The organism is Ruegeria sp. AB11, from assembly GCF_056536325.1.
Genome location: NZ_JBQFJO010000001.1, coordinates 1621573 through 1637820 on the forward strand (window position 1 = coordinate 1621573; position 16248 = coordinate 1637820).

At 56.6% G+C, this 16248-nt stretch carries 9 protein-coding genes; 4 read left to right on the plus strand and 5 right to left on the minus strand.

Annotated features, from left to right (window positions below):
- Positions 1–78 precede the first annotated feature (78 nt).
- Positions 79–870: a tryptophan synthase subunit alpha gene (trpA, locus tag ACR3EJ_RS08215; RefSeq protein WP_170477486.1), complete on the minus strand. Its 792-nt coding sequence runs from the start codon at positions 868–870 to the stop codon at positions 79–81.
- 79 nt (positions 871–949) lie between these two features.
- Positions 950–1432, minus strand: a complete 483-nt coding sequence (locus ACR3EJ_RS08220; RefSeq protein ID WP_170545591.1) for an acyloxyacyl hydrolase — start codon at positions 1430–1432, stop codon at positions 950–952.
- Positions 1433–1633: 201 nt separating this feature from the next.
- On the opposite strand from ACR3EJ_RS08220, the gene ychF reads away from it, so the two are divergent.
- From ychF to fdhF, 4 genes are all read left to right on the plus strand, one after another.
- Positions 1634–2731 (plus strand): redox-regulated ATPase YchF, encoded by a 1098-nt coding sequence (gene ychF / locus ACR3EJ_RS08225; RefSeq protein ID WP_170545588.1) that lies wholly within the window; start codon positions 1634–1636, stop codon positions 2729–2731.
- Between the two features lie 700 nt (positions 2732–3431).
- Entirely contained in the window at positions 3432–4313 is an 882-nt protein-coding gene (locus ACR3EJ_RS08230; RefSeq protein ID WP_010438067.1) for a LysR family transcriptional regulator, read from the plus strand.
- An 85-nt stretch (positions 4314–4398) separates the two neighbouring features.
- The gene (locus ACR3EJ_RS08235) at positions 4399–6102 is read left to right on the plus strand and encodes an NAD(P)H-dependent oxidoreductase subunit E (protein WP_170545584.1); all 1704 of its coding nucleotides are present in this window, start codon (positions 4399–4401) and stop codon (positions 6100–6102) included.
- 11 nt (positions 6103–6113) lie between these two features.
- Positions 6114–8900 carry a formate dehydrogenase subunit alpha gene (gene fdhF / locus ACR3EJ_RS08240; RefSeq protein ID WP_170545581.1) on the plus strand — a complete coding sequence of 929 codons (2787 nt, stop codon included), beginning with the start codon at positions 6114–6116 and terminating at the stop codon, positions 8898–8900.
- Between the two features lie 53 nt (positions 8901–8953).
- On the opposite strand, the gene ACR3EJ_RS08245 is transcribed toward fdhF, so the two are convergent.
- The 3 genes from ACR3EJ_RS08245 to ACR3EJ_RS08255 all read right to left on the minus strand — a co-directional run bounded on the left by ACR3EJ_RS08245 (position 8954) and on the right by ACR3EJ_RS08255 (position 16236).
- Complete coding sequence (locus ACR3EJ_RS08245; RefSeq protein WP_480422908.1) at positions 8954–13054, minus strand: translocation/assembly module TamB domain-containing protein; 4101 nt, start codon at positions 13052–13054, stop codon at positions 8954–8956.
- A complete protein-coding gene (locus tag ACR3EJ_RS08250) occupies positions 13054–14859 on the minus strand; it encodes a BamA/TamA family outer membrane protein (protein ID WP_170703634.1) in 1806 nt (601 codons plus the stop codon). Before ACR3EJ_RS08250 ends, ACR3EJ_RS08245 begins: the two co-directional genes overlap by 1 nt.
- 153 nt (positions 14860–15012) lie before the next feature.
- On the minus strand, positions 15013–16236 hold the full coding sequence (locus ACR3EJ_RS08255) for a urate hydroxylase PuuD (protein WP_170545570.1): 1224 nt from the start codon (positions 16234–16236) through the stop codon (positions 15013–15015).
- Positions 16237–16248: the final 12 nt, after the last annotated feature.

Genomic DNA, 16248 nt, shown 5'->3' on the forward strand with positions numbered 1-16248 from the left:
GCGTGGTTAAAAACGAAAAATACCGCAGCAAGTTGAACGCCTGCTGCAGTGAACACCGATTTGAAATAACATGAGTTATCAGGCGGTGTGCGCGCCGTCAGCAAGTGATTTGACGAAGTCCAACACCTCGGACACTGGTTTTCCAGACCCGATTTGGCTGACAATCGCGGACCCGACAACGGCGCCATCTGACACGCTGGCAATGTTGCGTGACTTCTCTGGCGTATTGATCCCGAACCCGACAATGACCGGTAAATCGGTTGCGGCTTTGATCCGTGCAACCTCGGGTCCGACATCGGTCGCCTGCGCCTCAGCAGCGCCGGTGATGCCGGTAATCGACACGTAATAAACAAAGCCAGACGTGTTCTGCAGCACGCGAGGTAGGCGGTTATCGTCGGTTGTCGGTGTTGCCAGCCTGATAAAGTTCAACCCGGCAGCCTGTGCTGGCAGGCAAAGCTCTTCGTCTTCTTCAGGTGGCAGGTCGACGACGATCAGCCCGTCAATTCCGGCAGACTTTGCATCCGTCAGAAAGGTCTCAACTCCTCGACTGTAGATCGGGTTGTAGTATCCCATCAGCACAATCGGCGTGGTATCATCGGTTTCGCGGAAAGCGCGTGCCAGATCAAGCGTGCGCTGCAACGTCATCCCGCCATCCAACGCCCGTTGACCAGCGGCCTGGATGGTGGGGCCATCCGCCATCGGGTCGGTAAAGGGCAGGCCCAGTTCGATCACATCGACGCCTGCGCCGGGCAAACCCTTTACGACCTCCAGCGACGTTTCATAGTCGGGATCCCCGGCCATGACATAAGCTACAAATGCCTTTTTACCCTGTTCTTTCAGAGCGGCGAATTTGGCGTCGATACGGGTCATCGGAAGTCCTTGCACTCGGGTTTGGACCTGATGTGCAGAAACTTTCGCTGAAAATCAATCCCGCTTGGTGGACTAGAGATCAGAACGAGTAATGATACCGCAGCAGTAGTGAGTTCACACCGGGGTTATCGCCCTGCGTACTAGCATTGGATTTGTGCGTGATGGCAACCGACAGTTTGTTCCCACTTTCAAGCGTATAACCAAGACCCAACAGGCTGCGAATCTGAAAACTGCCTCCCAAATCATTCTGATCGCTTCCTTCGCTATAGTAGCCGGGCATGACGCTGCCTTCGATAAACCATCGGTCGGCAAAGCTATATACTCCGATCAATCCGGCACCAATATGCGTGTCGCCGTCTGTATCAACCGAGAGAGCCCCACCCCATGTTGCGCTGAACCGAGTTGCCTCGTGAAACGGGCGATGCTGATACTCAAGCGAAAAAATGGCCTGATCGTCTCCGTCGCTGTGGGAGTAATCTGCGTAGCCAGCGCCGAAAATGATGGATTGTGCATGCGCAGAAGTCGCCGCCAGCGCGAAGGCCAGAATAACAAGGGGTTTCATCGTACCTACTATGTCCGTCGTTCGTTGGTATTAGTTTTATTGGGGACTGTAAGTGCAGGAATTCAATGAGGGCAAGAACACAATGTCATGCCAATTTCGTGAAGTGGCAGATCAGACTCGGAGGTGGGAGGGAGTGCTACGCCTTGCGCATTGCGCCAGACCTGCCTAGAAGCGGCGCTCGAATGGTATCAGGAGGCCGTCATGGGCTTTAAAATGGGAATCGTGGGTTTGCCGAATGTTGGCAAATCGACCCTCTTCAATGCGCTGACAAAAACTGCGGCAGCCCAGGCGGCGAATTTCCCATTCTGTACCATCGAACCCAACGTGGGTGATGTTGCTGTTCCTGATGATCGCCTGGACAAATTGGCGGCGATCGCCAGTTCTAAACAGATCATTCCAACGCGCATGACCTTTGTAGATATCGCCGGTCTGGTAAAAGGCGCATCAAAGGGCGAAGGACTTGGAAACCAATTCCTGGCAAATATCCGTGAGACCGATGCGATTGCTCATGTTCTGCGCTGTTTTGAGGATGGTGATGTGACCCATGTGGATGGTCGTGTCGATCCCGTGGCGGATGCGGACACGATCGAAACCGAGCTTATGCTGGCCGATCTGGAAAGTATTGAAAAGCGCCGTGCCAATCTGGTGCGCAAGCTGAAGGGGAACGACAAAGAGGCGCAGCAGCAGGATCGCCTGCTGGCCGAGGCACAGTTGATGCTGGAAAACGGCAAGCCCGCGCGATTGGTCGAAGTCTCGGACGAAGACGCCAAAGCCTGGAAGATGCTGCAGCTGCTGACCACCAAACCGGTGCTCTATGTCTGCAACGTGTCCGAGGAAGAAGCCGCTGAGGGCAATGAATATTCCGCCAAGGTTGCCGAGATGGCAGCTGCGCAGGGCAATGCTCATGTCATCATCAGTGCTAAGATCGAAGAAGAGATCAGCCTGCTGGAAAACGAGGAAGCGCAGATGTTCCTTGAGGAAATGGGGCTAGAAGAACCCGGCCTCGACCGCCTGATCCGCGCTGGTTACGATCTGCTCAAGCTGGAAACCTATTTCACCGTAGGCCCGAAAGAGGCCCGCGCCTGGACCATCCGCACCGGCACCGCCGCACCACAGGCGGCTGGCGTGATCCACGGCGATTTCGAGAAAGGCTTCATCCGCGCCGAGACCATCGCCTATGATGACTATATCGCCGCCAATGGGGAACAGGGCGCGAAAGAAGCGGGCAAGATGCGAGCCGAGGGTAAAGGTTACATCGTCAAGGACGGCGATGTGATGCATTTTTTGTTCAATACTTGAACAGCGGTAGCTTCACCGCTCCAATGCTAGGATGTCATTGAGCAAGCACCCGAGCCGGGACCGCTTTGAGCCCTAAGTGACCAAGCACACCGTCACACTTATGCCGAAAAACGAAATGCCAAAATAATAGTTACAAGACCGAAGAGCCCCCCGAACAATAGCCCGAAGAAATGTACAAAACCAATCAGCGCTATCCGTATGTGGGAGCGCCTTAGTGGATCGTCCTTTTTTCGGAGCCATGCCGACGCAAGCGTAAGTAAATTGAGGTTTATGAGCTGACCAGACTCCATTAGTGCTTTATATTCTGGCCTCTTTGTTTGGCGACGAAAGCACAGCGGCATCAAAACAAACAAGAAAATAATCCAAATAAGACCCACTAGATTCCTGTACTCGATTGCGTCGATAGAACAGTTCCGACAATTATCCCAAGACAAAGCGGTTCGTCGCAATAGACCTTGGGACAGTACCAAGTGCCTTGGCTGTGAAGAGTGGTTGGCACAAAATACCCGTTCCGTAACAGTAAGCAATGGCAGCTTTGTCCGCTTCTCTGACATTCAGATACCATCTCAGGAAGTTTGCCTGCTCGTAATTTGCTCTGCATACTCGCGTTAGGCTGAGATTCCAGTCAGATCTCGCGTTTCTACGCATTGAAAACCTCGCTAGAATAACTTTTTTAGCTTGCCGTTCGAGAAGACCCCAAATGATCGAAATCCGCGACCTGCAACTCCTCAGCGCCCTTGCCCGACACCGCCACTTTGCCAAAGCGGCTGAGGAGTGTGGCATTTCCCAGCCTGCGTTCTCAATGCGCATCCGTAATCTCGAGGATCGATTGGGTGTCTCTATTGTCCGGCGCGCCAATCGGTTTCAGGGCTTGACCGAAGAGGGCGAGATGATCGTTCAGCGGGCGCGACGCATTCTCGATGACACCAAGGCTTTGGAACAGCAGGTGTTGGCTGCCAAGGGCGAGATCACCGGCACGCTTATTCTGGGCGTGATCCCTACGGCGATTGCCTTCACCGGACGACTGACCAAGCGGTTGCGCGACGCCCACCCGCGTATCGTGACCCGGATCGAGACCATGTCCGCGACCGCGATCCAACACCGGTTGGACGAAGGCAGTCTGGACGCGGGTATTACCTATGGCGACAGCATCGGCACCGACTTGCGGCAGGTGCAGCCGTTGTACGAAGAAACCTACGTCCTGTTGGTTCCTTCGCATATGACCGATGAGACAGGCCCGATCCCATGGGCGCGCGTGGCCGAGTTCCCGCTTAGCCTATTGGAGCCTCAGATGCAGAACCGGCGAATTCTGGACCGGATATTTGCCGAACAGGGCTTGCACCCGGATATTGTGGCCGAGACCAGTGGGTTCACTGCCTCGATGGTTATGGCGCGCGAGGGGCTGGCTGCCACTGTGATCCCGCGCGTGTTGGTGCGGGCGCTGGGGGATTTGAAAGATACCAAAGTGCTGCCTTTGGTCGACCCGGTGGTCAGCAAGCCGATTTGTCTGGCGACCCTGACTCGCGACCCGGAATTGCCCACGGTCGGCGCATTACGTGATGTGGTGGCGTCTTTACGGTGATAATCTGTCGTTATCGTACGATTGAGATATGCGATTTGACGATATGCTAGTCTGATGAGACACGGAGCCTTAATCGGAGGGCATCATGGCACCATTAGATATCAAGCCATCAGGCGCACCCAAGGGCGTCTGGAAGTCAGGTAAAGGCAAAGGTCGGCACACGCCTAAAGGCCGTCAGTTCACGGATGAGGCGCAGGCTGAAATCACGCGTCTGTTGGGTGACCGCCCGCGTCGCCGCGACCTGTTGATCGAATTTCTGCATTTGATTCAGGACGAACACGGCCATATCAGCGCCGATCACATTGCCGCCTTGGCGGTTGAGATGCGGATCGGGCAGGCTGAGATTTATGAGACGGCCACCTTCTATGCGCATTTCGACGTGGTGAAGGAAGGCGAGACGCCTCCGCCCGCGCTGACGATCCGGGTCTGTGATTCTCTTTCGTGTGAAATGGCCGGTGCCCAGCAACTTCAAAAGGCGCTCGAAGATGGTCTTGACCCGGCAGAGGTCCGCGTTGTTCGCGCACCTTGTATGGGCCGTTGTGACACCGCGCCTGTTCTTGAGATCGGTCACAATCATATCGATCATGCGACCCCTGAAAAAGTACAGGCGGCGATTGCGGCCGAAGACACGCATGCGCATCTGCCCGACTACGAAGCCTTTGCCGCTTATGAAGCTAATGGCGGCTACGCCAAGCTGAATGAGCTCCGCGACGGCGGTGACTGGGAGAAAGTGCAGGAAGACGTTCTGTCCTCGGGCCTGCGAGGCCTGGGTGGCGCAGGTTTCCCATCCGGCAAGAAATGGGGCTTCGTTCGCATGAACGAAGGTCCGCGCTATCTGGCTGTAAACGGGGATGAGGGCGAGCCCGGCACGTTCAAAGACCGCTTCTACTTGGAGCGTACACCGCATGTCTTCCTCGAAGGTATGCTGATCGCCGCATGGGCAGTCGAGGCCGAGACGTGCTTTATCTACATGCGTGACGAATACCCGGCGGTTCTGGAAATCCTACGCCGTGAGATTGCCGCGCTGGAACAGGCCGGGATTGTTGAGCCCGGCTATATCGATCTGCGCCGCGGCGCCGGAGCTTATATCTGCGGTGAAGAATCCGCGATGATCGAATCGATCGAAGGTAAAAAGGGCCTGCCGCGTCACCGTCCTCCGTTCGTGGCGCAGGTTGGGGTCTTTAACCGCCCGACCTTGGTGCACAATGTCGAGACCCTCTATTGGGTGACCAAAGTTTGCCGTGAAGGGCCTGAATGCCTTAACAGCACCGAAAAGAATGGTCGCAAGGGTTTGCGTAGCTATTCGGTCTCGGGGCGGGTCGCGAAGCCGGGTGTTTACCTTCTGCCTGCTGGCTCGACCATTTTGGATGTGATCGAAGCTGCTGGTGGTATGGCCGAAGGGCAGACCTTCAAGGCTTATCAGCCAGGTGGTCCATCCTCGGGCCTGTTGCCCGCGTCGATGGACGATATCCCATTGGACTTCGACACGCTGCAACCGCACGGCACATTTATTGGCTCTGCCGCTGTGGTGGTTCTGTCCGATCAGGACACCGCGCGCGATGCGGCGCTGAACATGTTGCGCTTCTTCGAAGACGAAAGCTGCGGCCAGTGCACGCCCTGCCGTGCAGGCTGCGAAAAGGCGGTCAAGCTGATGCAAGCCGAAAAATGGGATCAGGACCTGCTGGAAGACCTGTGTCAGGTCATGGGCGATGCCTCGATCTGCGGTCTGGGGCAGGCGGCCCCGAACCCGATCCGCCTGGTCATGAAACATTTCGCTGACGAAATCTGAGGGAGACAGCCATGCTTGATGCAAGCCCAAACAAGACCGTCACCTTCAACCTGAATGGCGAAGATGTCACCGTGCCCGAGGGCTGGACCATCTGGGAAGCCGCCAAGGGGCAGGGGTTCACAATCCCGCACCTGTGTCACAAGCCGCAACCCGGTTACAAACCCGACGGCAATTGCCGTGCCTGCATGGTCGAGGTGGAAGGCGAGCGCACGCTGGTTGCCTCCTGCATCCGCCCGGCGGCGGACGGTATGGTCGTGAAGACCGACAGTGATCGGGCCGAGAAATCGCGCGCCATGGTCATGGAGCTGTTGGTCGCGGATCAGCCTGAGGAAGCACACGACACCTCCAGCCACTTCTGGGATATGGCCAAGCTGAACCATGTCAGCGACAGCCGTTTCCCGGCGAAAGAGGCCGAGAAAATCCCGCTGTTGGATGACAGCCACGTTGCGATGCGCGTCAATCTGGACGCTTGCATCAACTGCAACCTCTGCGTCCGGGCCTGCCGCGACGTGCAGGTCAACGACGTGATTGGTATGGCCGGACGTGGCCACACAGCGCAAGTGGTGTTCGACCAGAACGACCCGATGGGTGCTTCGACCTGTGTGGCTTGTGGTGAATGCGTGCAGGCCTGCCCGACCGGTGCCTTGATGCCCGCCACTATTCTGGATGAGAACCAGCAGGGTGACAGCAAGGATTACGACAGTGAAACCGAAAGCGTCTGCCCGTTCTGCGGCGTCGGCTGTAAGGTCTCGCTGAAGGTCAAAGACAGCAAGGTCAAATATGTCGAGGGCATCAACGGTCCCGCAAACGAAGGCCGTCTGTGCGTCAAAGGCCGCTTTGGTTTCGACTACATCCACCATCCGCATCGCCTGACCAAGCCGCTGATCCGTCGTGAAGATGCGCCTGAGAAGGGCCTGAATGTCGATCCCGGCAACCTATCAACTCATTTCCGCGAAGCGACTTGGGAAGAGGCGATGGATCTGGCCGCCACCAAGCTGAAGGCTCTGCGCGACGAAGACCCGCGCAGCGTTGCAGGCTTCGGCTCGGCCAAGTGCACCAATGAAGAAGCCTATCTGTTCCAGAAGTTCATCCGTCAGGGTTTCCGCCACAACAACGTCGACCACTGCACCCGTCTGTGCCACGCGTCGTCTGTTGCGGCCCTGATCGAAAACGTCGGCTCCGGCGCTGTTACTGCGACCTTCAACGAGATCGAAAACGCGGATGTGGCGATCATCATCGGGGCCAACCCGATCGAGAACCACCCCGTAGCCGCGACTTACTTCAAGCAGTTCACCAAACGTGGCGGCAAGCTGATCGTGATGGACCCACGCGGCGTCGGCATGCGCAAGTTTGCAGATGAGATGCTGCAATTCCGTCCGGGAGCGGATGTCTCGATGCTCAACGCGATCATGAATGTGATTGTGGAAGAGGAGCTCTATGACAGCCAGTACATCCACCGCTGGACCGAGAACTGGGAAGCCGAGAAAGAGCATCTGCGCCAGTTCACGCCCGAAGCGATGTCGCCGATCTGTGGTATTGAACCGGATCAACTGCGCCGAGTGGCGCGCACCTTTGCACAAGCCAAGGCCGGTCTGATTTTCTGGGGTATGGGTGTCAGCCAGCACATCCACGGAACCGATAATTCGCGCTGCTTGATCTCGCTGGCCTTGATGACCGGTAACGTTGGCAAGCCGGGCGCGGGTCTTCACCCGTTGCGGGGTCAGAACAATGTTCAGGGCGCCTCAGATGCGGGTCTGATCCCGATGTTCCTGCCGGATTATCAGTCAGTCACCGATGACAGCATCCGGGCCAAGTTCAACAATGTTTGGAACGATGAACGCGACTTCTCGAACGAGAAGGGCCTGACGGTCACCGAGATCATCGATCAGGCTTACGCAGGCAACATCAAGGGCATGTACATTCAGGGTGAAAACCCTGCCATGTCTGACCCGGATGTAGGCCACGCGCGTGAGGCTCTGGCCAAGCTGGAGCTGATGATCGTGCAGGATATCTTCCTGACCGAAACGGCGAACTATGCCGACATCATCCTGCCCGCCTCGGCGCTCTATGAGAAGAACGGCACCGTGTCCAACACCAACCGTCAGGTACAACGTGTGCGTCCTGCTGTGACGCCTCCGGGTGAGGCGCGCGAGGATTGGAAAATCACTGTCGAGCTTGCGCAGCGCATAGGTCTGAACTGGGAGTACACGGACGTGTCCCAGGTCTTTGCCGAGATGAAGCTGACCATGGCCTCGCTCGACAATATCACTTGGGAAAGGTTGGAGACCGAGACCATCACCTATCCCTCGCTCAGCGAAACCGATCCGGGACAGGCCATCGTGTTCGGTGACGGGTTCCCGCGCGCAGATGGTCGGGCCCGGTTCACCCCGGCCAGCGTCATTCCGCCGGATGAGGCGCCGGATGACGAGTACCCGATGATCGCCACCACGGGCCGGCAGCTGGAACACTGGCACACCGGGTCGATGACCCGCCGGGCCACTGTTTTGGACGCCGTAGAACCTGAAGCGAACTGCTCGATGAACCCGCGTACGTTGAAACTGATGGGGATTGAGCCGGGCGAGATGATCCGTCTGACTACTCGCCGCGGTTCGATTGAAATCATGGTGCGAGCCGACCGAGCGATTGCCGAGGATATGGTGTTTATACCATTCGCCTATGTCGAGGCGGCGGCGAATATCCTGACCAACTCGGCCATCGACCCATACGGCAAGATCCCTGAGTTTAAATTCTCGGCCATTCGTGTCGAAAAGATCGAAGACGCCATCGCGGCGGAATAAACTTCACGTACTCTTAGAAAGGGCGGCTCATTTGAGGTCGCCCTTTTTTGTGATCAGTAATCCCGTTCGAAGAATATACCCAACCCCGTCTCACCCCGGCCATCCACCGTACCACGCACTGTAAAGCTGTCGGTGACGTCCAGGTTCAAATTCACTTCGGTATCGCCTTCGGTATTGACGGTGAAATCGGTATAGAGGTTGTCGCTTAGATATGCGCCTGCCCCTAGGCTGCCACCGCCGCCTTCCGTTGCGCCAAGGTCTACAGTGTCAAGCCCCGTAGCCTCGCGCACGCCCTTGGTTGCATCCCCACCCGCGCCGCTGAGCTGGGCCAGTGAAGCCGCCATCTGCGCGATCACAAAAGGCGACAACTCCGAAAAACGGTTGCCGAACAGCAGCATGGCCAGTGCTTCTTCGGTCGGGCGTTCGGGGTCTGAGAACACGTCCACTTCGGGCGAATCCAGAGGACCTGCGATCTCAATGGTGGCTGTACCGTCCGAGGTGCTGGTCGAAGATTCAAACTCGATATAGGGGGTCAGGTCGCCTTGCAGTGTCACCAGACCCTTGGTCAGCGCAAGACGACGGCCCAGAATGTCGATGTTACCCCGGATCAATTCGATCTGACCCGATGGGACGACGGATGTAGTGGTTCCGCCAATCTGAATGCGCCCTCCCAATTCGGCGTTGACACCTCGGCCTCGAACAAACACGGCTTTGGGGGCAAGCAGGCCGATGTCCAATGACATGCGCGAGTTGCTTTTGGCTTTGTCTTCGGTTTCGACCAGATTGGCACGTTCCCGCGTCACAAAACCGGCACGGCTTTCGTTAATATGGTCGATTGTTGGGATTGGTGCTGCGCCAACTGCGCCTGCCGCTGCGGCAAGGTTTATGTTAGTTTCACCAAAGTTTATCTGACCGGCCAGAGCACTGTTTCCAGCCAATGCCCCGGTCAGGGCAATCTGGCCGTTCAATGTGGTCTCATACAAAAGCCTGTCTGTCAGAACGAGATTATTGAGCTTCGTGGTGATCTGAGTGTTGAAGGGCGAGGTCAGATTGATCGGGCCATTGACGGTGAAGCCTCCTCCTGCCCGCAGGCCACCCTGCAGTGCAACAGTTGCACGGCTTTGCGCGATGTTGACCGTTCCGCCGATATCGGTGATCGTTTGCCCCACATCTGGCAGCGCCATTGATGCGCCGGATGTTGAAATCGTTCCGCTGAGCGCATCCAGTGCAGGCGCCCCTTTCAGGGCTAGATCGAACCGAGCTTTACCTGCCAGGCTATTGGGTGAAATAAACGCATTGGCGATACCTATGTTGATACCGCCTTGCATCTTCAAGTCTGCCTCGCCGCTACTTTCATCAAGGGTACCCGCGACCGTAGTGTTAATCTCGGCGGGGCCGTCGGCTTTGGCGTCGATAGTCCACTTGCCTGCATCACGACGAGCATTTCCATTGGCAGACAGGGTTCCAGGGAAATCGGGGATCAGACGTTCGAGCCGATTGATCTTGGCCTCAAAATCAAAGTCGGCTGAACCATTGGTGTCAACGGTTCCCGACAAGTCGGCATAAGAGCTCTCAGGTCCTTGCAAGCGGGCGTTGCCCTCAAGGCCAGACCCGGTCGGGGCGACATTGCCATCAAGTTTTAGCGGGCCCGACAGAGTAGGCGAGACCCGACCCACATTGTCCAGCATGGCCGAGAAATTCAGGCCTCCTGCTTCACGGTCCAATCGTCCCGATGCATCTGCAGTCAGCGCTGTTCCGTTCAGATTGAACGTGCGGATGTTAAGACCTTGATCGTCGTTTGCGGCATCCACGTTTAGCGTTGTTCTGCCCTGAACAAGCGCATCAATCACGTTTATACCTGTTCCAAGATCATCCGCTCTGAGTTTGCCAATGATCTCAAAAGTCTTGCTACCTTGCGCGGCTCTGCCTGTGACATCAGCATTGATTGATCCCGTCAGGTCGCGCCCGACGAGGCCTGAGAACACTGTCAAATCCGGTGCCGTTACCTTTGCACTGCCGTCTACGGCAATGTCGCCGATAGGATCATTAATCGTAGCACCGACCTCGGCGGTCAACGCGGCGCTTTTGATTGTAGCATTTCGGACGACGACCTGATCGCCGGAATGTGCGCCGTCCAGATTGATCGATACCCGGCCTCTCAACAGCGGATCGAACTCAATCATCCCTGTTTCGATATTTGTACCGATTACGCTGGCCTGGCCGTCAAACTCCAGTGTTTGTACGGTGCCCTTGCCATCCAGCCGGGCCTGCACCGCACCGGAGAGATCACGCTTAGCGAGGCCCGAGAATACCTTCAGATCGGGGGCGTTGACGTTGGCCTGCCCATCGATCGTCATGTTGCCATCAAGGGTCGTGACCGTACCGCTGGCCTGAGCAGTCAGTGCATCACCACTGATCGAAAGCTCCCGTATGGACACGCCATCGGTTCCGCGTTTGGCATCTAACACAATGTCGGTTTCACCGGTGATCATTGGGTCGATATCGTCGCGGCCAGTAACCAAATCGAGCCCGTTTACTGTTAGCTTGCCATCAAAGCTGCGTTCCAGCGGTGAGCCTTTGCCTTCAACTTTGATCGAAGCTTCGCCACCTAGCTGCAGCTGTGCGAGGTTCGAAAACCTCGATAGGTCGGTGGCCTGCAGCAGTGCCGCGCCATCAACCTGCAACCCTGTCTCAAGCCCGCTGATCACGGCATCGGTTTCAAGGGTATAGTCGCTGCCAACCAGTTCGAAACCGGTCAGTTGTAAGGACTGGTCACTGCCATAATCGAACCGTCCATCCAGCGTGATCTGATCCCCAACGGCAGCTTTCAGCGCTGGATCAGTCAAATCGATGCCATCAAGCACGGCCTGGACGTCTCCATCCATCGATAAGCCGCTGGATTGATCCAAGGTGCCCTGCCCAGTAATTCTGGCGTGATCAATATTCAGATTGGGGGTCTCAACGTTGTCAGTTGTCAGGCTCAGATCCCAATAGTTACCGTTTTTGGAGTTGTACAAGGCCGAAATCTGCGCCGCGCCAATGGACGTGTCGCCGCCACTGACGGGCAGAACAACTTTGTCGCCTTCTGGTGGCGTGATGCGGCCTTGAAGGGCAACCAGTTGCAAAGCACCGCCCGAGGCAAGGCTCACCTCGCTTTTCAGTTCCAATGCTTCTGAGGTGATCTCAATGTCCGAGATGTCCAGCGCGCCATCGGAATGGGTGCGCCCGTCCACGAAAAGCCTCGTGTCTGTGCCAAAAAACGTGTCCATCTCTTGGGCCAGGAACGGAGTCAGGTCGCCGCCGACATCGGCAGTAAATGCAATCCCATCGGATGCAGTGCCATTCTCTTCGGCTGTCCGCAGTCGAACTTGGCCAGATACGCGAAGCTGTTGATCGCTGCTCAGCCCGATATCGGCGTTGAAATCTGATACCGGCCCCGAACCTTTTGCGGTCAGTTTTAGCGGCGGGGCATCGGGGATGGACAGGGCCGTTGCGATCAACCCGCCCGAGGCTTCGGCGACGGTGAGGTCCAGGTCGATCTGGCTGTTATCGTTCTGGAATCCGGCTTTGAGATCAATCGTATCACCCGCTCGATCCAGCCGGTCGATATCCAGCGTTGTATCCAGCGTTCCGTCCGCCAGCGAGAGGTTACCATTCACGGCAAGATCAGCCGCGACGCCGATCAATGGCTCACCCAAAGACAAGTCATCGACCCGAAGCTCGCCAATTTCAATGGAAACCGGAAGCTCGGGCAGTTGAAAGGGTTGGGTCTCAGCTGAAGGCGGCGGTGTGTCCTTAGTCGTCGTGCCCGGGGCACGGACGATGTCAATCTCTTGCGCCGACAATGTATTGACTGAGAATCGACCCCGCAGCAACGCCAGCCGGTTCCAATCCAGCTCAGCATTTTTGATGGTCAGCCAGACACCTTCGTCATCGGCGACGGTAATTTCCTGAATCGTCGCTCGTGAACTCAGCGCGCCTTCCAGACCAATCACCCGCACATTTTGATCGTCACCTGACAGGGTGTCCTGCAGGAACTGCTCGATCATGCTGCCGCCTTCGTCCTGCGCGGTCGCTGCGAAGGGTACGATGATCACTGCTGAACCCAGCAATACTGCTGAACCCAGCAATAGAGGATATATAAAGCGACGCATCAGAAGGCCTGCCCGATCCCGAGGTAGAACTGCAACCCATCGCCCGTGTCACCCTGAACTGGGACGGCTAGGTCAAAGCGCAATGGCCCGAAACCGCCCAGATCATAGCGAATACCTAGCCCGGCGCCAGAATGCTCTTCCGCGCCGCTGCCGATGAACGAGGACGTGTCGACGACGCCATAGTCATAGAAGCCGACCAACGAGATTGTGTCGGTGACTTTGCCACGAACTTCAGCTGACAGTCCCAGAAAGGACTTACCGCCGGCAACACCGTCCCCGACTGGGATGCCGAGGCTTTCATAGGGCTGACCGCGTACCGTTCCCGCGCCGCCCGAGAAGAACAGGAAATCCGGCGTCACACCGTCTGGCGGCGGGCCAAGGACTGATCCAAGTTGAACGCGCCCGGCGAGCACCAACCGGCCGCCTGTGCCTATGTCGTTATAGTAACGCCCGTCAAAAAACATCCTCAGGCCAGTGTCAGAACCAGAGAACCCGACAAAGGGCATTACCTGCGAATCCAGATAGTAGCCGCGCGTGGCGCTGACCTTGCTATCCCGTTCATCCCATTCAGACCGGAAAGGCAGGATGAAGTACCGGAACTTGCGGCCATCGCCATAGGCGTCATCCGCGTCTGACCATTGGAAACCGGCTGAGGCTTCGGCATAAAGACGGTTCGAAAAAGTGCGGCGGGCACCATAGGCAAGCGAAGCGATAGTGACGTTATAATTCTCGGTATTTCGCCGTTCCAGCAGCGCGCTCCAGAATGTATTGTCGTCTGGGCCGAGCCGGTCTGGTTGATCCAGACGCAGGCCAATGCGCCCGTCGATATCCTCGGCGCCGCCAATGTTGCGGATCGCAGCCTCGAACCTTAGCCGCTCTGCCCGCCGGAACACATTTCGATGGGTCCACGTGGCAGTTAAATCCAGCCCATCGCGCGAGGCGATCTCAGCCCCGAATGTCAGCCGACGGGGGGGGAGGTCTTCGAATGTGGCATCGAAATCCAAAGTGCCGTCCGGGTTGGGCTCATCATGTTCCTTAATAGAAACCGTGCTGAATGTGCCGGTGCGCCGCAGTCGGGTTCCAACCTTTTGTACCTGTTCTGGGGAATAAACTTCACCCGAGGGGAAGCCTGCAATTTTTTCGATCGACCGATGGCGAACGTTAGTGTCGCCTTGGATGTTCATTTTGCCGAACCGAAGCCTTGGTCCCGGTGCCAGATCAATTGTGGCATCCAGTCGTGCCTGCGCATGTCGCGCGATTACTCTTTGGTCCGACACCCCTGCCTTTGCGTGGCCCGTATCGCGCCAACCTTGGATCCCTGCGGATGCCGCTTGTTGGATTGCTCCGGTGGTGGCCGTTTTGCCTGTGGCAAATTCCTCGGGTAACAAGGTTTCTGGTGCTAATGGTTGAACGACAGCCGTGCCAAATTTGAACTTCGGCCCTGGTGTGACCAATATCGCTGCACGTCTGAACTGGGTAGGAACATTCAAAGAGTTGATATTTGCAGCTTCCTGCCCGTCCAACTTGATGCTGACAACGGGGCTGAAATACCCTTCGTCATACATAATTTGAACGATGGTGCGGTAGTCGGACAGAGCAGCCGACAGGATTTCCAGCGACGTATCCAGTCCACGCGATTCTGAGGTGAAAACCGATGAGGTCTCTTCCAGTCGGTCAATCAGATCTTTTGATGCGCCGGGAGCGGAGAGGGTGGTTTCCAGCGCGGATGCAAGATTGGGAGACAACGCCAAAAGAGCGCAAAAAAGCCAGCTCCTCAGAACGCTGCGCGGTCTGCTCCCTATCATTGTCTGGCTCCAACTGCCCCAAGTCGAAATCACTATGGCCGCGAAACAATAGAAATGCGGCTTGTTGAATTCATTTAGAGCATTTGGCGGCGCCAAGGGGAAGAACTAAACCAAACTCAGTTGCTATTATTGGCTCGACCGTGTCCCAATTTTTCACAGATCGGCATTTCGGAACCACCTAATGATCGCGTCGCGATCTTCGGGCTCCATGAAAGTGACGTTTGCAGGGGGCATTGCGTGGGTGACGCCTGATTGCAGATATATCTGCTGCGCGTTCTGCGCGATGTCGGCCTCGGTTTCCAGCAACACACCTTTGGGTGCCCACAGGATGCCTTCCCAGACAGGCTCACGCGCGTGGCACATGGAACAGCGCCCCAAAACAATATCGTGCGCTTCTTCAAAGCCATCCGCCGCCGCAAATTTCTGTTCATATGGTGTAAGCTCTTGCGCTTCGGCCTCTTCCAACGGGTCGTGCATAGAAGCGGTCGACAGCCACATGATGGCCATGAACAGCAGTGCAGTCACCAGCCAGGTCCAGGTTGGATTACCGGCGCGCGCATGGCGGGTGTTGAAATAGTGGCGAATGGTGACGCCCATCAAAAAGACCAACGCGGCGATGATCCAATTGTACTCGGTGGCAAAGGCCAGCGGGTAGTGGTTCGACAGCATCAGGAACACAACGGGCAAGGTTAGATAGTTGTTGTGGGTAGAACGCAGTTTGGCGATTTTGCCGTACTTAGGATCAGGCGTACGTCCGTTTTTGAGGTCATCCACAACAATGCGCTGGTTTGGCATAATTATGAAGAACACATTCGCCGTCATGATTGTGGCCGTGAAAGCCCCGAGATGCAGCATCATCGCACGGCCGGTGAAGATTTGGTTATAACCCCATCCCATGGCCACCAGCAGGACAAACAACAGAACCATCAGCAGCGTCGGGCGTTCACCGAGACCAGACTTGCACAGAAAATCATAGACCAGCCAGCCAATGGTCAGCGACGCGGCCGAGATCAGGATGCCCTGCCACAGCGCCAGATCAGCTTTATGCGCATCGATCAGATAAAGCTCGCCGCCAACCCAGTAGACGATCATTAATAGCGCGGCGCCGCTCAGCCAAGTCGCGTAGCTTTCCCATTTGAACCAGGTCAGGTGGTCAGGCATGCGCTCCGGCGCGACAAGATATTTCTGGATGTGATAAAAGCCACCGCCATGGACTTGCCATTCCTCGCCGTCCGCCGGGCCGGGAATATCGCGGTTCAGGCCAAGGTCCAGCGCGATGAAATAGAAGGATGATCCGATCCAGGCGATCGCAGTGATGACGTGTAGCCAGCGCACGCCAAAACCAATCCAATCCCAGAACACGGCGAAGTCGTACATTGATGAGGTCTC